Origin of the sequence: Bradyrhizobium arachidis (genome assembly GCF_015291705.1) — a bacterium.
In the GTDB taxonomy this organism is placed as follows: Bacteria; Pseudomonadota; Alphaproteobacteria; order Rhizobiales; family Xanthobacteraceae; genus Bradyrhizobium; species Bradyrhizobium arachidis.
Genome location: NZ_CP030050.1, coordinates 8,094,938 through 8,112,891 on the forward strand (window position 1 = coordinate 8,094,938; position 17,954 = coordinate 8,112,891).

18 protein-coding genes are annotated in these 17,954 nt (G+C 64.8%); 4 read left to right on the plus strand and 14 right to left on the minus strand.

What is annotated here, in order from left to right:
* Positions 1 to 112: 112 nt before the first annotated feature.
* The 9 genes from WN72_RS38125 to fliD form a co-directional block, all read right to left on the minus strand.
* Complete coding sequence (locus tag WN72_RS38125; RefSeq protein WP_092213099.1) at positions 113 to 1,024, minus strand: flagellin; 912 nt, start codon at positions 1,022 to 1,024, stop codon at positions 113 to 115.
* 13 nt (positions 1,025 to 1,037) lie between these two features.
* On the minus strand, positions 1,038 to 2,813 hold the full coding sequence (gene flgK / locus WN72_RS38130; protein WP_092212913.1) for a flagellar hook-associated protein FlgK: 1,776 nt from the start codon (positions 2,811 to 2,813) through the stop codon (positions 1,038 to 1,040).
* 18 nt (positions 2,814 to 2,831) lie between these two features.
* Positions 2,832 to 3,290 carry a flagellar protein FlgN gene (locus WN72_RS38135; protein WP_092212915.1) on the minus strand — a complete coding sequence of 153 codons (459 nt, stop codon included), beginning with the start codon at positions 3,288 to 3,290 and terminating at the stop codon, positions 2,832 to 2,834.
* A gap of 15 nt (positions 3,291 to 3,305) precedes the next feature.
* Entirely contained in the window at positions 3,306 to 3,566 is a 261-nt protein-coding gene (locus tag WN72_RS38140) for a hypothetical protein (RefSeq protein WP_027560828.1), read from the minus strand.
* 3 nt (positions 3,567 to 3,569) lie between these two features.
* A complete protein-coding gene (flgE, locus tag WN72_RS38145) occupies positions 3,570 to 4,835 on the minus strand; it encodes a flagellar hook protein FlgE (RefSeq protein ID WP_027560829.1) in 1,266 nt (421 codons plus the stop codon).
* 31 nt (positions 4,836 to 4,866) lie between these two features.
* A complete protein-coding gene (locus tag WN72_RS38150) occupies positions 4,867 to 5,532 on the minus strand; it encodes a flagellar hook assembly protein FlgD (RefSeq protein ID WP_092212917.1) in 666 nt (221 codons plus the stop codon).
* A gap of 421 nt (positions 5,533 to 5,953) precedes the next feature.
* Positions 5,954 to 6,226 (minus strand): hypothetical protein, encoded by a 273-nt coding sequence (locus WN72_RS38155; protein WP_027560831.1) that lies wholly within the window; start codon positions 6,224 to 6,226, stop codon positions 5,954 to 5,956.
* A 170-nt stretch (positions 6,227 to 6,396) separates the two neighbouring features.
* Positions 6,397 to 6,825, minus strand: coding sequence for a flagellar export chaperone FliS (locus tag WN72_RS38160; protein ID WP_027560832.1), 429 nt, complete (start codon positions 6,823 to 6,825; stop codon positions 6,397 to 6,399).
* Positions 6,825 to 8,459, minus strand: coding sequence for a flagellar filament capping protein FliD (gene fliD / locus WN72_RS38165; protein WP_231164108.1), 1,635 nt, complete (start codon positions 8,457 to 8,459; stop codon positions 6,825 to 6,827). Before fliD ends, WN72_RS38160 begins: the two co-directional genes overlap by 1 nt.
* On the opposite strand from fliD, the gene WN72_RS47255 reads away from it, so the two are divergent.
* Positions 8,380 to 8,586 (plus strand): hypothetical protein, encoded by a 207-nt coding sequence (locus WN72_RS47255; RefSeq protein WP_231164439.1) that lies wholly within the window; start codon positions 8,380 to 8,382, stop codon positions 8,584 to 8,586. The genes fliD and WN72_RS47255 overlap by 80 nt on opposite strands.
* 21 nt (positions 8,587 to 8,607) lie before the next feature.
* Here the strand turns inward: WN72_RS47255 and WN72_RS38170 are convergent, their stop codons facing one another.
* The 3 genes from WN72_RS38170 to WN72_RS38180 all read right to left on the minus strand — a co-directional run bounded on the left by WN72_RS38170 (position 8,608) and on the right by WN72_RS38180 (position 10,724).
* Positions 8,608 to 9,432, minus strand: a complete 825-nt coding sequence (locus WN72_RS38170) for a flagellin (protein WP_027560834.1) — start codon at positions 9,430 to 9,432, stop codon at positions 8,608 to 8,610.
* A 141-nt stretch (positions 9,433 to 9,573) separates the two neighbouring features.
* A complete protein-coding gene (locus tag WN72_RS38175; RefSeq protein WP_027560835.1) occupies positions 9,574 to 10,272 on the minus strand; it encodes an RNA polymerase sigma factor in 699 nt (232 codons plus the stop codon).
* A 188-nt stretch (positions 10,273 to 10,460) separates the two neighbouring features.
* Positions 10,461 to 10,724, minus strand: a complete 264-nt coding sequence (locus tag WN72_RS38180; protein ID WP_156950829.1) for a hypothetical protein — start codon at positions 10,722 to 10,724, stop codon at positions 10,461 to 10,463.
* A 61-nt stretch (positions 10,725 to 10,785) separates the two neighbouring features.
* Between WN72_RS38180 and WN72_RS38185 the strand changes: the two genes are divergently transcribed.
* The 3 genes from WN72_RS38185 (at position 10,786) to WN72_RS38195 (ending at position 15,132) form a co-directional block, all read left to right on the plus strand.
* On the plus strand, positions 10,786 to 13,200 hold the full coding sequence (locus WN72_RS38185; RefSeq protein ID WP_092212921.1) for a hypothetical protein: 2,415 nt from the start codon (positions 10,786 to 10,788) through the stop codon (positions 13,198 to 13,200).
* 62 nt (positions 13,201 to 13,262) lie between these two features.
* Positions 13,263 to 14,582, plus strand: coding sequence for a hypothetical protein (locus WN72_RS38190; protein ID WP_092213101.1), 1,320 nt, complete (start codon positions 13,263 to 13,265; stop codon positions 14,580 to 14,582).
* Between the two features lie 13 nt (positions 14,583 to 14,595).
* A complete protein-coding gene (locus WN72_RS38195; RefSeq protein WP_092212923.1) occupies positions 14,596 to 15,132 on the plus strand; it encodes a hypothetical protein in 537 nt (178 codons plus the stop codon).
* Between the two features lies 1 nt (position 15,133).
* Here the strand turns inward: WN72_RS38195 and WN72_RS38200 are convergent, their stop codons facing one another.
* Together WN72_RS38200 and WN72_RS38205 are read right to left on the minus strand one after the other, a co-directional pair.
* A complete protein-coding gene (locus tag WN72_RS38200) occupies positions 15,134 to 16,378 on the minus strand; it encodes an acetyl-CoA hydrolase/transferase family protein (protein WP_092212925.1) in 1,245 nt (414 codons plus the stop codon).
* A 7-nt stretch (positions 16,379 to 16,385) separates the two neighbouring features.
* Entirely contained in the window at positions 16,386 to 17,939 is a 1,554-nt protein-coding gene (locus WN72_RS38205) for an AMP-binding protein (protein WP_092212927.1), read from the minus strand.
* Between the last annotated feature and the right edge of the window lie 15 nt (positions 17,940 to 17,954).

Here is a 17,954-nt window from a genome sequence, read left to right on the forward strand (position 1 = left end):
TGCCCCGCGTAAGCGGGGCATCCAGTATTCCAGAGACAGTGTTAATAGGACCAGGAGGCCGTGGCGTACTGGATTCCCCGCCTTCGCGGGGAATGACACTGAGTGTATTGGCCTACTTCAGATAGCTCGCAAGATTGATGCTCAGGATCTTGCCGAGTGCGGAATAGGAAGCCGTGAGCTGGGTCTGGTAAGTCGACAGTTGCGCCGTGAGTGCGGCTACGTCGACGCCGGTGAGGTCGTTCGACAGCGTCTCGGCATAACTCTTGTAGTCGGCCTGGCGCGAGCTCGCAGTCTCGATCGAGGACGCCGAGCGCGACAGCTTGGCCTGCACAGCAGCGGTGTCGTCGAGCGCCGTGCTGGCGAGATCCAGCGCGCTGGTGATATCCGAGGACGACAGCGTGGTGCTGTTCGCCACGAATTTCAGCACGCGCATCACCTCCTCGAACGCCGAATTATCGGCCGTGACGCCGTATGACACGGTTTCGTCGGAGCCGACCCGCACCGAGGCGATCTCGTCGTCGCCATCGTAGTAGCTGGTATCGGTCGTGGTCAGCGAGCCGCTGCCGGACGAAAAGCTCGTGAGATCGACCGGCGCCGTCTCCGTCTTGCCGCCGGCAAAGACGTACTGGCCGTCATATTGCGTGTTCATCAGCGAGCCCATCTGCTCAAGCATCTGCTGGGCGGAGCTGATCACCGAATTCACCTCGGTCGAGCTTCCCGTCGATGCGGCGCTGAGCTGGGAACGCAGCTGGGTAAGGATGTCGGTCACCGAGCCGACGGCCGAATACATCACCTGGACCTTGCTGTCGGCGAGCGTCGCGGCATCGATATAGGACTGCGCGCGCGTCACCGAGACCTGGAGGTTGACGACATGCTGCGAATCCGAGCCATAGCCGCCGAAATCGGTCGAGACGACGCCCGAGGATTCCTGGATCTGCTTGCTCGCCATGACCGACTCGACGCGCATCGCGTCGGCGATCATCCTGTTCGACTGCGCGAAGGTAGCCACCCGCATCGCGACCATCGGCATGCCCCTCTTAGGTCGATTGCACGGCGGTGAGCAGCGCCGAGTACATGGAGTTGATGGCCTGGATCAGCGCCGAGGCCGCCGAATATTTGTTCTGGAGCGTGCTCAGATTGGCCGATTCCTCGTCGAGGTTGACGCCGGACTGCGACGACAGCGAGTTCGCATAGGTCGACTGCGCGGTCTCCTTGGCGGTGTAGTCGGTGGATGCCTGCGAGGCCTTGCTCGAGACGTCGGCGACGACTGCCGAGGCGTAATCGGCAAGAGAGCCAGTGCTGGCAGCAAGACCGCCGGTGGCGGAAAACGTCCGGGACGCCGTCAACGCGTCATAGAAAGCGTTGACCACCGTCGCCGAGCCCGACGACAGCACCGAGCTGCCGACCGTGAGGCTCGACGAGGAGTCCAGCGTCGCAAGCTGGAGCTCGTTGGTGCCGGACAGGATCTTGCTGTTGACCGCGATATCGGACGCGCTGGTTCCGGTGACGAGGTCGTTGAGGCCGAAATACTCGGAAAATCCTTCGCTCGCACTTCCCACCGAGCTCGTCATCTCGTTGATGGCGACGCCATTGCCTGAGCCTGTCGCCGTGATCGCGAGATGGCCGTCGGCGTCGACCGATGCGGATAGGCCGGAGATGCCGTTGATGGCGCTGACGAGATCGCCGACCGTGGAATAGGACGACAGGTCGAGATCACCATAGGAGACCAGGTTGCCGCTCTGGTCGGTGACGGCGATGCGTACCGTTCCGGTGGCGGAGAGCGCGGTGCTGCTGGTGACGCTGGTGGTTCCGGTCAGGCTGGTCGGCGCCGGCACGGAGGACGCGCCGTTCGAGACGCTATTCACCGCGGAGGACAGTTGCTGCGCGAGCTGATCCAGCTGCGACTGCGCGTCCGGCAGCGTGTCGTCGCGGAGCGTGATGAGCGCGCCGATGTCGCCGCCTGATATCTGCGACGTGATATCGACCCCGTTCACCGTGATCGCGCTGAAACCGCTCGATGACGAACCGGCGGTGTAGGTCGTCGACGCGGTCACGTTCGACGCCGCAGTATAGCTGATGGTGTGCGCGGACGAGTCGACCAGGGCTTGGCCGGACGTGGTGTAGATCTGGAGATCGCCGTTGGACGCCGTGAAATAGCTGATGTTCATCTTGGAGGCGAGGTCCTGCAGCGCCGTGTTGCGCTGGTCCTCCAGGTCCGCGGTCGACTGGCCGGTCGCCGCGGTCTGCTTGATCTGGGCGTTGAGGTCCGCGATCTGCTGCAGATCCGTGTTGACGTCATCGATCGAGGAGGCGATGTTCTGGTCGGCGTCGGAACGGAGCTTCTGGATCCCGCTCGAGGTCTCCCGCAGCTGGCTTGCGACGTCGTCGAGCGCACTGATGACGTTGGATTGCAGCGAGGCACTGCTCGGCGTGCTCGCCAGCGAGGACAGCGCCGATTCCAGCGAGGCGATGCTGTTGGCCAGCGACGTTCCGGACGACGAATCGTCGCTGCTGCTGACCGAACCATAGAGCTTCTCGAGCGAGGTCAGATAGGTGTTGGTGGTGTCAGCCGAGCCGAGAGCGGAATCGGCGGAGACCAGCGACTTGAGCAGCAGCTTGTCGACCGTCGAGGTGATGCCCGTCACCGTGACGCCGGTGCCGACGCCGTTGGTGACGCTGCTCGACTGGCTCGCGGTCTTCTTGGTGTAACCCGTCGTGTCGGCGTTCGAGATGTTCGACGACGTCACGCTGATCTGCACGGACGTTGCCGACAGCCCGCTGAAGGCGATCGATCGTGCGATATCGAGCGACATGGCGGGCCCCTCGAACCGTCAGGCGCTGCGGCTGGTGCCGCTGGAGACGGCGCGGGCGGCGGCAACGCGACCGGACGCACCATAGGGCGACACCGCCGCGATCTGCTCGCGGATCGCCTGCATGACGGCCTCGATCCGGCGGTTGCTGGCCTCGATCGCCGCGCGCAGCCGCACCAGATTCTCGTCCATTGCCATGCGCAGCTTCAGGATCCGCTCCATCAGTTGCTCGCGCAAGACACGATCCCTGACGGTCAGGCTGGTCGTCCCCGCCGCACACTCGGCAACGGTCCGCTCAAAGATCTCCGCCAGCCGGTTCTTCTCGTCGACCTGTTTCAGGCGCGAGGCCGGCAGGCCCTTGGCGAGCTCGGCGTTCTCCTCCGCGACCAGCGCGGTGAGCGTCTCGATCAGCGTGATCAGCGACTTGATCCTGATATCGCCATTCGCGGCGTCCGTCATCTTGGCTTGAGCTGCACTCATGGTCGTCGCCTTCTTCTAGTTGTGCCGTTTGCCGCGCTGGACTTGCGAGTTGCGCAGATAAGCGCCGATCGCGGTGGTCCTGACGGTCGCCTGCCGCATCTCGCCTTCGACTTCGGCGCGCCTTTCCAACAGGCCGCGACGGGTCGTCTCGATGTCGTCGATCAGCGCGAGCAATTGCTTGCGGTCGCTGCCCTTGGCGCTGGCTGCTCGAACCAACAGCCGCCGCAGTCGGCGCAACAGCGCCTCTCCCGCAGCCTTGGCTTCTTCGCCGCGCATCGCTCACCTCATCGCCGAGATCAGGGTGTCGTACATCTTGTTGACGGTCGAGATGACCTGGGACGCGGCGGAGTAGGCCTGCTGCGCCGAGATCATGCTCGAGAACTGGCTGGAGGTATCGGTGGTCGAGGATTCCAGCTCGCTGCCGTAGATCGTGCCCGCACCGTTCTCGCCGGAGGCCTGCAAGGCGGCGTTGCCCGATGCCACGGTCGCCGAGTAAAGACCGTCGCTCGCGGCCGCAAGTCCGTTGGGATCGGCAAATGTCGCTACGGCGATCTTGTAGATCGCGATCGTTTCGCCGTTGGAATAGGTGGCGTCGACCACGCCGTTCTTGCCGATCGAGATGCTGGACAGCTTGCCGTAGGACAGGCCGTCGGAGTCGATGCTGGTGACGTTGACGGAGGGCGTGGTCTCGCCCGAGGCATACTGCGTCAGGCCGTCGGTGCCTCCGGCGGTGCCGAGGTCCATGGTGACGGTGCTGTCGGCAGCACCATCGGTCCAGCCCGTGATCGAGACCGTCGCCGGGTCGGGACTGGTGCTCGCAAGCGAGCCGTCGCTGTTGAAGGTGATGTCGATCGTGCCCGAGGCCGTGCCGGTCGCGGTCGTGGTGTCCGAGGTCGAGGTCGGATTGGCGAAGCTCGCGCTCCAGGCGTTGGTGCCGGTCTTGGTCCAGGTGATCTGCATCGTATTCGCGGCGCCCAGCGAATCGTAGACCGTCATCGAGCTGGTATAGGTGTCGCCGGTGGCGGCATCGGACGGCAGATTGGCCGCGATCGTGGTCTTGGTCGTGGCGCTGCCGCTGGTCGAGGCGACCTGGGTGTTGATGGCCTCCAGGTTGCTGGCGGACTCGCTGCCGACGACATTGCCGTCCGCATCGGTGCGCCAACCCTCGAGGTAACTGCCGTTGTTCTCGAGATAACCGGCGTTGTTGATCGTGAAGGCGCCGTTGCGGGTGTAGGACGTGATGCCGCCGGTCGTGGCGCTGGTCACCACGAAGAAGCCCGAGCCCTGGATCGCGACGTCGGTGGCATTGGAGGTCGCGGCGAGCAGGCCCTGCTGGGTGATGTTGGAGCGCCCCGAGACGGTGACGCCGCCCGATGCGTAGGAGGTGGTGTTGCTCGAAGCCGTCACGAGTGCGTCGAACATCGCCGACGTCGTCTTGTAGCCGGTCGTATCGGAGTTGGCGATGTTGTCGCTGATCATCGACAGGGACTGGCTCTGGGCGCTGAGCGCCGAGATCGCCGAGGACAATGCACCGGTGAGACTCATGGTGAAACTCCGAGAAAATCAGAACGTGAGATCAGGACGTGACGCCGAGGATGTTGGCGGCGCTGATCGCGACACCGTTCACCGTGAGCGAGGGCGTGGAAGTCGAGGTGTCGATGCCGGTCACCGTTCCGCTGACGGTCGTGTAGTTGAGGACCGAGGTGCCAGCGGAGTTCGTCGCGGTCACCGAGATGGTGTACTGGCCGCCGTCCGCGAGCTGATTGCCGCTGGAGTCCTTGCCGTCCCAGGTGAAGCTGTTGGAGCCGGAATTGCCCGTGCCGGTGCCGGTGTAGACGACATTGCCGGAGGAGTCCGAGATGCTGATCGAGACGTTGGAGGCGGCCGAGGACAGCGAGTAGCCGTAGGTCGCCGAGCCGTTGCTCAAGGTCGACGTGTCGCCCTTCGCCTCGACGGTGTGGCCGATATAGTTCACCGAGTTGAGCGTCACGAGGCTCGAGAACGAGCTCGCCAGCGACGACATGTTGGAGTTGATCGACTGCTGCTGGGTGAAATTCGCATAGGAGGTGAGCTGATTGATGAAGTCCGTGGTCGACGTCGCGTTCAACGGATCCTGGTTCTGAAGCTCGCTGACGAGCAGGCTGAGGAAATCGCTCGAGGTGAGTGACGAACTCGACGACGTGCTCGATGACGACGACGTCGTGGTCGCGGTCGTTGCTGAACTCGTGGCGGAAACGGTCATCAGAAAACTCCACTTTCTCGCGCCGCCGGCGATCAGGTGTCGCTTGGCTGCGCTTGAAATCTGTGTGCTGATGAAACGCGTGGGCGCGCGGTTTCAGGCGAGGATTCGCGCGCGCGAAAAGCCGCTTTCGACACGGCAAAATCTGCCGCGTGCGAGGGAAGTCAGTTTGATGTGTTGTAGCGATCGAGCCGCACGTTCTCGCCTCGGTCAGAGCAAAGCAACCGGATCTGAGCTGCGTGTTGGAGACGTTGACCTTCCACAAGCGTCATGGCCGGGCTTGACCCGGCCATCCACGACTTGCCGCACGGCACGAAGAACGTGGATGCCCGGGACAAGCCCGGGCATGACGACCTCTCGTGATCAGTAAGCTATTTGCTGCCGCAACCGCGAAGTTGTCAAAAGAGAATTCAGCGGAAGCCGTTCAGCTCTCCGCCGTCTCGCCTTCCTTGCGCGGCTCGGCGGGGTCGCTCTTCATTTTTGCAGCAGCGGCGACGATGCGGTCGGCGAGGCCCTTGGGCGCGCGGACCGGGGGCGCAGCGAGCGCCTGGCGCAAGGTGCGCGCCTCTTCGAGCAGGGCTTGCGCGGCGGACGATCGCGCCAGCAGCTCCTGGGCGGGCAGGCGTCGATCATCCGGCCAGAGCGCGAGATCCTCGCCCAGCCGATCGATCAGTTCCTCAAACTCGGTGACGTCCATCGCCCGCCGATCCCGCCTCGGTCAGGCCCGTCATAAAGCATTGTAGGCGCGGCGGAAACCGGATTTCAGCGGTCTTCCGCGCCAAAACGCCCGCGGCGCTACGGAAAGCGGCCAAAACGGCGGTCGTGTCGATCGCGGGGACGCATGCGGGATCGGCGAGCCGGGCCTCGTCAGCCCTTGTGGGCCGAATCGGCCGGCGCGGCCTTGCCGCCCCGCACCGTCGCGTCGACGTGCTCCCAGGCCTCCTTCAGCTCGGTCAGCCCAGCGATGATGCGCCGAAAGCTCTCGCGCGCATGCGGCCGGCCGAACGCCTTGAGGCTCGCCAGGATCATTGCATTGTAGGTCTGGAACAGCCGTTCCGCCACGGCGCCGCCCCTGGTGAAATCCAGATTGTGGCTGAGCCCGCGCAAAATCGCGGTCGCCTTCATCAGATACTCATGCCCCTCCTCGAAGCGACGCGCTTCCTGCGCGGCCAGCGACTTCTGGAGGAAGGTAACGGCGCCACCGAGCAGCATCGAGATCGCCTTGAGCGGCGGCACGCTGGTCGCGGCTCCCCGATAGGCCTGGTTGGCCATGTACGCCATCGGATTATGCATCATCAATCACTCGAGCTGGAGTTGAGCAGGGCCTTGAGATAGTTGAGCGTGTTGTTCGCGCTCTCGATCGCGGCCTGATAGCTTGCGTATTGGGTCTGGAGCTGCGTCTGGTAGGCGGACGCCGCGCTCTCGATGTCGTCCACCTTCTGCTGGAGCTCGTTGTCGCGATCCGTCAGGTTGGTGATCATTGTCTGCAATGCGCCCGAGCTCGACGAGTAGTTCTTGGAGATCTGATAGAGCTGGGTGGCGATGCCCGAGGTCGAGGTTACCGTGATCGACTGCGAGGTCGATCCCGAATAGGTGAAGGCCATGCCGGCATAAGCCGTTCCGGCCGCGCCGATGATCGTCGTGCCGCTGACCGTGAACAGCGAGGAATCGCCGCCGACCGATGCCGAGGACAGATTGCCGTCGGCATCAACCGTGACGTCGAGCGTGAAGGATTGCGGCGAGGTTCCGGTGTTGACGACGGTGAGCTGGCTCGACGAGGTCTTGGTCTGCGCCGACAATAGCGTCGTGACGCCGCTCAAGTTCGTGCTGAGGATCTCCGACAGTGTCGAGGTGTCGAGCTCGAGCTCGTTCTTCTCGTTGAAGGACAGGCCGACATCGGCCATGGTGAGGCCGCCCACCGTGCTGTTGAGGGCGTTCTGGAGCGCATCCATGATGTCGCGCATGGTGCCGTCGCCGAACAGCACCGCGCTCGAATCCGCAGTGCCGTCCGAGCTGGTCGCCTGTTGCGCGATCACCGCATCGCGAAAGGTGTTGTAATTGGTGACGAAGGTCTCGACCGCGGACTCGATCTGGCTGGTGTCAGGCTCGATGCTGATGTTCACCGTGGCACCATCAGGCGTCGCCTGGAGCAGGTTGAACGTCACGCCGGTGAGCACGTCGGTGATGTCGTTGGTGTCGCGGGTCATCGAGATCCCGTCGAGCGTGAATTCGGCCGCCTGCGAGGTCTGGAGCACGTCGGCGAAGGCGCCCGTGCTGTCGGTGACACCCAGTTTGTTCAGAATATCGTCGCCCGACGTGCTGGAATAGGTGATGTCGGCGGCATCCTCGGTGCCCGTCAGCACCATCTCATACGACCCGCTCGAGACCTGGACGATCGACGCCTGGACGTTGGTGGTGGAGGTCTGCGCGTTGATGCTGTCGACGATGTCCTGAAGCGACATCGTGCTGTCGACGGTGATGTCGGCTGTCGTCCCGCCCTCGAGCCCGATCGAGAACGTGCCGGAATAGCCGAGCTCGTCCGTCTGGCTCGACTGCGAGGTGCCGACCACCTTCTGCGCAGTCGCGACCTGACTGATCGTCAATGTATGGTCGCCGGTTGCCGCGCCATTGCTGACCGACATGGACAGCGCGGATGACGCGCTCACGTCGCCGGTGGAGCTCAGCGTGGCCGCGCGGGTGGCGAAGACGTTGGTGGCCAGTGAGTTGACGACGGCGGTCGCGAGCGAGGACAGTCCGCTCGACAGCGTCGAGAGATCGGTCTGAAGCGTCTGATAGGCCGAGATCTTGGCTTCGTTGTTGGTGATCGTCGTCGAGATCGTGGTCGCCTGGGTGAGCTTGGCATTCACCGCCGCGGTGATCAGCGCGCTCCAGTCGATGCTGGTCGATGTGCTGGTGCCGGTCGTGGTCACCGAGGACGCGCTCGACGTGCTCGAGCTCGTGGTCGACGTGCTGCTGGTGCTCGAACTGACGCTGGTCACTTTGCTGGCCGCTCCATCCCAGGGAGAACCGGGCCGGCATCAAGCCGGCCCGGCATGACGGTCGTTTGCGCCTCACGCCTCAGCCGAGGAGCTTGAGCAGGTACTGCGGCATCTGGTTCGCCGCGGATTCGGCCGACACCGCAGCCTGGGTCTTCACCTCGGCGGACGACAGCTTGGCCTGCTCGGCCGCGATGTCGACGTCCTTGATGGCCGAATTGGCGGCCTGCAGGTTCTGGGTCTGGGTCGAGATCGAGTCGGACGAGAAGTTGAAGCGCGATTCCTGCGCACCGATGCTGGCGCGGGCGGCGGAGACCGTGTCGATCGCAGTATCGAGCGCGGTCAGCGCCGAGGTCGCGTCCGACAGCGAGCTGACGTCGAGCGAGGAGACGCCGAGCGAGGACGCGGTCAGGCTCGTCAGGGTGATGGTGATGGTGTCGGAGCCGGACGAGCCGACCAGCACGGAGACGCCCGAGGAGAACACGCTCGTGCCATCCAGGAGACTCTGGCTGGAATAACGCGTGCCGCTCGCGATCGAATCGATTTCGCTGGTGAGCTGCGTGAATTCCGAGTTGATGTAGGCGCGGCTCGAATCGGTCGTGGTGCCCGACGCGGACTCCGAGGCCAGCGACTTCATGCGCGCCAGGATGTCGGAGATGTTGGAGGCGCCGCCGTCGGCGGTCTGGAGGATCGCGGTCGCCTGCGAGGCGTTGGTCGCAGCCTGCTGCAGCGTGGTGACGTCCGAAGAGATGCGGGTGGAAATCGCAAGGCCGGCGGCGTCGTCGGAGGCCGACGTGATACGCGAACCGCTCGACAGCTTCGAGAGCGAGCTGCTCTCCTGTGCGGAGTTGATGTTGAGGTAGCGGACCGCGGAGTTCGCGGCGGTGTTGGTGTTGATTGCAGGCATTGCAAGCTCCTGTGCTGATGGGCATGGCGTGCCGCATCGTTGAAGACGATTGACGACGCAGACCGCAGCCCCGTCCGTTCGCTCAAACGGCGGAGCGCAAAGAGATCAGGCGCGATAATTTTCGCGGGGCCAATTTTATGGTTAGCAGTCGGTAAACGCGGTGCGGATGTCGCGCTCGTGCTTGCGCAGCAATTGGCGCAGCTGCTGGCGGCCGCGCTTGAGCAGCGACTCGACTGCGGCCACCGTGGTGTCCATCACCTGCGCGATCTCGCCGTTGCTCATGTTCTCGTGGTACGAGAAGATGACGGCGAGGCGCTGCTGCTCGGGCAGGCGCTGCATCGCGACTTCCAGCATGTCGTTCAGCTCGTTGCGCTCGATGATCTCGACGGCGCCCGGCTGGCCGTCGGCGACTTCGGGCACGGTCTCGACATTCTCGTTGCGCGGCTTGCGGCGCAGGTCGATGCAGCGATTGGAGATGACGCGGTAGAGCCAGGTCGAGAATTTGGCGCGGCCGTGCTGCCAGCGGCCGCGATGGCTCCAGATCTTGAGCATGGTGTCCTGCACCACGTCTTCGGCATCGGCCGCATTGCCGACGATGCGCAGCGCGATCGCATAGGCACGGTCGATGTGACGCTCGACCAGCATGCGAAACGCCGCTTCGTCGTCGGCAGCGAGCCTGTCGAGGAGTTCGCTGTCTTCATCGAAGACGATCTCGGCGGTCACGGGCGCGCTGTCGGGTGCGAGCGGCACCGACGGCATCACCGGCACGATCGCATCGGCCGGCACCGTCGCCGTGATCTCGGCCTCGGCGGGAGCCCAGACATCAGCAGCGTAACTCATCCCGCAACCTCCAACCCGCAATGCCGGCGGCGCACATGCCACACGGCTTCCAGGCGTTGAACGCGGCGACAAAACAATCCAGGCGGAGAATTTTTGTTATTTTTCAAGATGTTAGTCGGTCGTTTTTGCCGAGTATCGGGCAATAATTGCCGAGCGCGCGATCACCTCGCGCGTCACACCTGCAATCATCACATCGTCTCGCGCCATGGCGGATCATCCATCCTGAACAGATGCAGTGGAGAGAAAACGCTGACATTACGCGGCACTAGGTGATCGAACGCGGCATGCGCGAAGCGCGTGAAGCAGCGATTGTTTCCGAGTGTGAATGAACGCGAGACGACTTCCGCACCCGGCAATTTTTTCCGAATCACCTTTTTCGAACCTAGCGATTTTTTTGAATCTGTCAGTTGCGACGAGCGCGATTTTGAATCGCGCGTGAACTTTTTTCGCATCGAGAGCGCCTGAATCCCCACATGCGCGCGTTAATCGTCCTGGTGGACGGGGATTTTCGGCATGACGATCGCAACGGCCGGTGCGGAGCGCCGCGCGAAAATTGTTTCTGCTTGGTCGTTCGATGTTTTCGATACATTTCTATTGCGCGCCTGCGCGACGCCGGATGGCGTATTTGAAAGGACTTACGAGCTATCCGGCATTTCAAGAATTTGTCCGAATGTTTCCGCGAGTTTCGTTCAGCACCGAATCCAGGCCGAATCGCGCGCACGCAGAACTGCGAGGGAGAAGCGCGGCAGCGGCGAAGTCCATATCGGCGAGATCTATTCCTTCTTTCCGTTCAGGCTGTTCGGTCTCGCGCGCAGCGATCTGAACGACCTCGTCGAATCGGAGTTCGCCGCCGAGCTCGAGCTCTGCCGCGCCAATCCGGACATGCTTCGGCAATATCTGGACATGAAGCGCGCCGGACACTGCGTCGGATTCATCTCCGACACCTATTGGGATTCCGGTCGGCTGGCGCGCTTGCTGCGGGCCTGCCATCCCGGATTGACATGGGACTTCCTCTACGCGTCCTGCGATCATGGCAGCAGCAAGAGCGAGACGCTGTTCGCGACATATCTGTCGGAGCAAGGTGTCGACGCTGGCTCCTCCTTTCACGTCGGCGACAACGAGAAGGCCGACATCAGGGGCGCGAAGCGCCACGGCATCCGCCCCCGCTACTATCCGCAAGCGACCGCGCAACTGGCTTCCAGGTTTCAGCGCGAGGGCGCGCTGTTCGAGCTGTTATGCGCTAGCGCACCGTCGCGGCTCGATCACGGCGCGCGAACGCTGCGCCGCATGGTCGCGGCCCGCAGCGCCGAGAAATCCCCCGCTATCCGCCTCGGATTGACCGTGCTCGGCCCGGTCATGGCGGCCTTCGACGCCTTCATCGCGAGGCGCTGCGCGGAGGTGTCCGGTCCCGGCCGCAAGGTCGCGCTCGGCTTCCTCGGCCGCGACGGCTTTCTGCCGCACCGGATCTGGCAGGAGCTGCACGACACGCGTTCGGCCTATCTCGAGATCAACCGCCGCGTCAGCCTGATCGCCTCCGCCGACACGATCCAGCCGCTGGTCAATCTCCTTAGCAAGGTCCTCAAGATCGACGCACCGACCTTCCAGGACATGATGAAGATGATGCCGCCGAAGGTCGCCCTCTTCTTCGCCGGCTTCCCCGATGGAATTACCACAGGCGAAGCGCTGGCCGAGGCGCTGTCGGAGCTGATCGATCCGGCGGAGATCGTCGAACTCGCCGCTGGCTTGCGCGCCCGGCTGCTCGCCTATCTCCGCCATGCCATTCCCGGCTTCGACGACTGTACCGATCTCGTGCTCGCCGATCTCGGCTATTCCGGCAGCGTGCAGAAGGCGCTGCGCCGTATCTTCGACATCGAAGGCCTCGGCATCCGCGTGCACGGCGCCTATCTGATGTCGCTCGACGACGCCTTCGACGACATCGCCGAGGACGACAGCGCGGCAGGATTCATCTCCGACCTCGTGGTCACCCCTCACGTCAAGCGCATGCTGATCCGCAATGTCGCGCTGCTGGAGCAGATCTGCTGCTCGGCCGACGGTTCGGTGCGCGACTATGACGGCGACCGGGTGCTGCGCGAGATCAATCCGCGGCCCGCGAGCCAGATCGCACTGGCCGGCGAGATCCAGTCCGGCGCCCTCGCCTTCGCCGGCAGCGCCGGAAAGGTGGCGCGCGAGTTTCGTCTCAGCCCCTATGCCACGCCCGACATCGCCGCGCGCTGGTGCGCGGCGACGCTGGCGCGCCTGTTGCTGTTACCCGACGAGGACGAGCTGGCGCTGCTCGGCGGATTGAAGCACGACGTCAATCTCGGCACGCATGCGCTGGCGCCGATGCTGGACGGCGATTTCATTCGCCGGCAGATCACCGCGCGCGGCCTCTCTGCCGCCTGCACGTCGGCCGCGCCGCCGATGTGGCTGGCCGGCAGCTTTGCATTGATGTCGCCGTCTCACGCTTATCTCTATACGCTGTTTGGCGCCAACCGCCTGCCGGCCGACGTCTTTGAAGAGAGCCCCGGCGGCTCGGTTCAGGTCGGATTGTTCCGCGGCGACGGCGAGGCGGCGCTGGAGTCGGTGACCGTCCATCGCACCGGGCTCGGCGAATTGCGCATACGTATTCCGGTCTCGCGCGCGATGGGCATTGCCATGATCGCGCTGCCGCTGCCGAAATTCGCCGCCGAAGGCCTGCTGCACGGTGTGACCATCCAGACCGCCGACGACATCCGCGACGCCGCCGAGAGCCAGGACGTGATCGGCGTCGCGGCCGACAGCCTGGTCTATGCCGGGATCGAGCGGCGCGGCGATCATTATCGCGCCGAGAGCGAAGACGGCTGCCTGCTGATCCCCGTCGCCCCGATGGCCGAGGATATCGCGATCTATTCCGTGGCGATCACTCCGCTCGGCGCCAGCCTCAAATAGCGCGCCTGATCGCGCCGTCCCGGCCGTTGAAGTCCAAGGGCTGGCACGAGGGGGTATGGGACTTGACGGACGGGACGCACGAAAACCTTGATCGGCTGCTGCAATCGGGCAGCATCAAGCTCGGCCGGGCCCAGCGCGATCGCCTCGACTGGCTGGTCGGCCAGTACGGCGCCCCGACGCTCGACGGCGCCGGCGAGGCCAGGCGCAGCGGCGTCATCATCCTGAAGGAACCGCCGAGCGGCGCCGCGGCCGAGTTGTTCTACCGCTCGTTGACGCCCGGCTGCGCCGTCGTCATTCCCACCAGCGAAAACCCGGGTTTCGATTTCCTCAAGTCCAAGCTGACCGAGTTCGGCACCGTCGGCCCCTGCGGCGCCGAAGGCCCGCACGAGCTGTGGTGGGGCGGTATCGGCTGGTCGAAATTTCTCACCGCTGCGGATGCATCCACGGACCGGCCGCGGATCGTCTCCTGCTATCCGCGCGGCGGCGACGCGACCGCGGCCTTCGCCTTGCGGCACTCGCTCGAGCGCTTCGACCTCGCCTGCCATATCGAGCCGATCGAGACCGAGTTCGGCGACCGGGTGCTCTGCTTCGAGAAGGCCGAGTTCATGGTGCGGATGTGGAACAAGTACCGCGAGCCGCTGCTGTTCGTCGAAGCCGGCGCCGTGCTGCGCGAGGCGCCCCTGCTGCCGTCCTTCCTCGGCTGCGACGTCGCGCTCCATAAATGGAATCGCTGGGAGGTGTCGGCGCGCACGCTCTATCTCGGCCGCACCGACCGCGCCGAGATGCTGCTGCGCAGCTGGCAGCAGCTCGCCGCGTCCTATCCTGCGATCTGGGAAGGCTATCTGCTCGATCAGGCCTGGAGCCTGACCTCCTCGCAGGTGCCGCTCGACACCGTATGGCTGCCGCGATCCTATCACGCGCTGAAGGGCGACCTCGGCGCGATGCGCGCCACGATCCTGCACGGCGAGCAGACCACGACGCTGGACCTCGGCCCCGATCCCGGCTTCGCCGGCATCGCCCGCGCGGCCCGCCGCGCCGGACGCACCGGCCCCCGCGACGCCTTCATGGTGATGACCTCGAAGGCCGAGACCGGCACCGGCATCGCCGTGATCCTGCGCGATGTCGCCGCCAGCGACGCCGGCGCGGTCGCCGCAACGGTGGAGGCCGTGACCTGTGCCTATGCCGCCGATTGCGGCGGCTATGGCCGCCTGGAGCTGTCGCTCTGCGCCTGGCAGGACGACGTCGGCGCCGCGCGCGAAGCCGCTGCCCTTGCGCGCTACCGCATCCTGGAGATCGCGCCGGGACAGCGCATCGCCAACGACTTCTTCGCATCCCATGCCGCCAATGAGGCGGTCATGACCGCACGCCATCTCTTTCCCTGACGGACATCACACGATGCTCAAGACCATCATCCTGCTCACCGATACCGTGCAACAGCAGCAGCCTCTCGCCAATCTGCTCCGCGAGCACAATCGCGACCTCGCCTTCTGCTCGGCGCTGCGCGCATCGGACCTCAGCGCGATCGATCCGGACGTGCTGAGCGAGGCGCGCCTGGTCTCCTTCGCCGCGGACGTCGCGGTGTCCGAAAAATTCCTGCTCCAGCTCGGCTATGGCGCCTACAAGTTCTACGCCGCGCCGACGCAATATCCGGGCCTGCCGACCGCGCACGACGAGAGCGAGGACGATCCGCGCTGCTACTCGGTGATCGCGCAGTCGATGACGATCTGGCCGGATTTCAAGAAGGTGGTTGGCCTGGAGACCGTGACGATTCCTGATGGCACCGTTCCAGCCGAGCGCGAGCGGCTGGTGTTCTCCCGCCTTGCGCATCTGTTCTGGCAAATGTCGCACATGATCGCCGGCGAAGCGACGGATCTCCCTGCCATCATCGGGTCCGGCGAGAGCGCGTGTCCGACGCTCGCGATGATGAACTGAGCTAGCGCGCAGACTTACGGAGCTGCGCCGACAGCGCATCGCGGTGCTCTGGCGCCGCGATCGCAATCATGCGGCGCGCGCGCTCGGCAAGCCCGCAGCCGCGCAGCTCCGCGATGCCCCATTCGGTGACGATGGCGTCGACATCGGCGCGCGGCGTCGTCACCGTCTCGACATTGGCGACGATGCGGCTGCTTCCGTCCGAGGCCGTCGCCGGCAGCGCGATGATCGCCCTGCCTCCGGGCGACGCATTGGCGCCGCGCACGAAATCGAGCTGCCCGCCGATTGCGCCGACCGCAACGCGGTTCAGCGTCTCGGAATTGACGCTGCCATCCAACCCGACTTGCAGCGCCGAGTTGATCGCGACCAGCCGGTTGATCCGCGCCAGCACATTCTGGCCGTGCGTATAGGATGTCGGCCGCACCGAAACCGCCTTGTTCTCGTGCACGAAGCCGTAGAGGCGCTTTGTACCAATCACCTGATTGGTGACCGTGATCCCGAGATCGATCCCCTTCTCCGCATTCGTCACCGCGCCGCGCTCGATCAGGTCGACGACCGCGTCGTTGACCAGGCCGGAATGGATGCCGATGTTGCGCGCATGCGACAGCGAGGAGAGGATCGCGTCCGGGATGCGTCCAACGCCGAACTGGAGCGTGCTGCCGTCGGCGATCAGGCTCGCGGCATGGGCGGCGATGCGCCGCGAGACATCATCCAGAGGCGGTGAAGCCAACTCAACCGGCGGGCGGCGCGCCGCTACGCGCACATGGATCGGCACGTCGGCCGGCCATTCCGCGCCAAGCGTGAAGGGCGCATCCGGATTGATCTCGGCGATGACGAGGCGCGCGCCGCGCGCGGCATCAATGACATAGTCGTTGGAGAGGCTGGCACTGAGCCGTCCCACGGACTCCGCAAGCTGCACCAGCACGACATCGGCCTTGTGGCGGCGCGCGGCGAAGTCGGCACAGAAGGCGCTGTAATTGCTCGGGATCACGTCGAGCCGCCCAGCCTTGGCCGGCCGCCGCGCATTGCCTATCACGCCATAGCTCTGGAACGACACATTCGCGCTTGCCGCGAAAAACGTTTCCGAGAATACCGGCCCGACCATCATCCGAAAGGGCGGCAGATCCGCCGCCTGCGCCATCAGCGCTTCGGTGAGGGTAGTGGGCTCGGCCGTCGCCTGCCCGCACGCGACGAGATCGTCCTCACGGATCAGGCCGGAGAAGTCGATCGGCGCGGAGAGCTCAGGCATTCCCTGCTCAGTCCATCGGGGTGAGGCGCGCGGAGGACTGGGCCAGCAGCGTGCGCAGCTCCGTCTTCACGATCTTGCCGTAGCTGTTCTTCGGTAGCTCACCGGCGAGGTAATAATGCTTCGGCCGCTTGAAGCGCGCGATCCAGGCGTTGCACATCTGATCGAGTTCGTCCCGTGTCACTGCGCTGCCTTCGGCCGGAACTACAATGGCCACGACCTCCTCGCCCCATTCCGGATGCGGTCGGCCGATCACGGAGACTTCGGCAACCGCCTCGTGCCGCAACAGCACCTCCTCGACCTCGCGCGGATAGATGTTGGTGCCGCCGGAAATGATGACGTCCTTGGAGCGGTCCTTCAGCGTGAGAAAGCCGTCGGCGTCGAAGGCGCCCATGTCGCCGGTATAGAGCCAGCCGTCGCGCAGCGTGTTCGCGGTCGCATCCGGGTTCTGCCAGTAGCCAGACATCACGGTATCGCCGCGCACGATGATCTCGCCGATCTCGTCAGGCGCGACGTCGCGCCCGGCTTCGTCCACGGTGCGAACCTGCACGACGCCTTGCGCGATGCCGACCGAAGCGAGGCGCTCCTCATGGCGCGGATGCCCGGCACCAACATGCATGGACTTCGGCAAATAGGTGATGGTCATCGGCGTCTCGCCCTGACCGTAGATCTGCGCCAGCTTCGGCCCGAACACCGCGAGTGCCGCCTTGCAATCGGCGACATACATGGGGCCACCGCCGTAGATGATGGTCTTCAGCCCTGGCGCGGTCGCACCTGCAGCTTCCGCTGCGACCGTCAGGCGCCGCACCATGGTCGGCGCGGCGAAGAAGGAGATGTTCTCGCGCTTCGCCGTCAGCCCCAGGATCTCGTCGGGCTCGAAGCGGCCGCTCTCCGGAATGATCTGCGCGCCCATGCCGAACACGTGCGGCACCATGTAGAGGCCCGAGCCGTGCGACATCGGCGCGGCATGCAGCAGCGCCTCGCCCGGGACCACCGGATTGATCTCGGCGAGATAGTTCAGCGACATCGCCAGCAGATTGCGATGGCTCAGCACCGCGCCCTTGGGCCGGCCGGTAGTTCCGCTCGTGTAGAAGATCCAGGCGGGATCGGTGATCGCAACGTCAGCAATGGCAATGCCGTCGGCCTTCTCCAGCGCGCGATGCTCCGCCGAGCCGATCTCGACGATGCGCGGCTTGGCCGCGCCGAGCGCCAGGGCTTCCGACGCGACACTCGCCATGTCCTCGGTGACGAAGACGACGGCAGCGCCCGAATTGTCGAGAATGAACGCGACCTCGCGCGGATGCAGCTTTGCGTTGATGGGAACGGCGACCAGCCCAGCGTGCCAGCAGGCATAGAGACAGGCGACATAGTCAGGCACGTTCTTCATCAAGAGCGCGACGCGATCGCCTCTGGCGAGGCTAAAGCGTTGCTGCAGGGCTGCAGCCAGCGAGGCCACCGTCGTCGCGAGCCGGCCGTAGTCGGCGACCGGCGTCAGCCCTTTGAGCAACGCCGGTGCGGATGCGTCGGCCCTGGCGGCGCGCAGGAGATGGTGAGCGAGGTTCATGGCGATCCTCCAGCC

Excerpts from the sequence above, each read along its gene's own strand:
- WN72_RS38205 (WP_092212927.1), bottom strand. The coding sequence starts at position 17,939 with ATGAACCTCGCTCACCATCTCCTGCGCGCCGCCAGGGCCGACGCATCC.
- WN72_RS38125 (WP_092213099.1), bottom strand. The coding sequence starts at position 1,024 with ATGGTCGCGATGCGGGTGGCTACCTTCGCGCAGTCGAACAGGATGATC.
- WN72_RS38180 (WP_156950829.1), bottom strand. The coding sequence starts at position 10,724 with ATGCGAAAAAAGTTCACGCGCGATTCAAAATCGCGCTCGTCGCAACTG.
- flgE (WP_027560829.1), bottom strand. The coding sequence starts at position 4,835 with ATGAGTCTCACCGGTGCATTGTCCTCGGCGATCTCGGCGCTCAGCGCC.
- WN72_RS38140 (WP_027560828.1), bottom strand. The coding sequence starts at position 3,566 with ATGCGCGGCGAAGAAGCCAAGGCTGCGGGAGAGGCGCTGTTGCGCCGA.
- WN72_RS38135 (WP_092212915.1), bottom strand. The coding sequence starts at position 3,290 with ATGAGTGCAGCTCAAGCCAAGATGACGGACGCCGCGAATGGCGATATC.
- WN72_RS38155 (WP_027560831.1), bottom strand. The coding sequence starts at position 6,226 with ATGGACGTCACCGAGTTTGAGGAACTGATCGATCGGCTGGGCGAGGAT.
- flgK (WP_092212913.1), bottom strand. The coding sequence starts at position 2,813 with ATGTCGCTCGATATCGCACGATCGATCGCCTTCAGCGGGCTGTCGGCA.
- WN72_RS38200 (WP_092212925.1), bottom strand. The coding sequence starts at position 16,378 with ATGCCTGAGCTCTCCGCGCCGATCGACTTCTCCGGCCTGATCCGTGAG.
- WN72_RS38175 (WP_027560835.1), bottom strand. The coding sequence starts at position 10,272 with ATGAGTTACGCTGCTGATGTCTGGGCTCCCGCCGAGGCCGAGATCACG.
- WN72_RS38185 (WP_092212921.1), top strand. The coding sequence starts at position 10,786 with ATGACGATCGCAACGGCCGGTGCGGAGCGCCGCGCGAAAATTGTTTCT.
- WN72_RS38160 (WP_027560832.1), bottom strand. The coding sequence starts at position 6,825 with ATGATGCATAATCCGATGGCGTACATGGCCAACCAGGCCTATCGGGGA.
- WN72_RS38195 (WP_092212923.1), top strand. The coding sequence starts at position 14,596 with ATGCTCAAGACCATCATCCTGCTCACCGATACCGTGCAACAGCAGCAG.
- WN72_RS38150 (WP_092212917.1), bottom strand. The coding sequence starts at position 5,532 with ATGACCGTTTCCGCCACGAGTTCAGCAACGACCGCGACCACGACGTCG.
- WN72_RS38170 (WP_027560834.1), bottom strand. The coding sequence starts at position 9,432 with ATGCCTGCAATCAACACCAACACCGCCGCGAACTCCGCGGTCCGCTAC.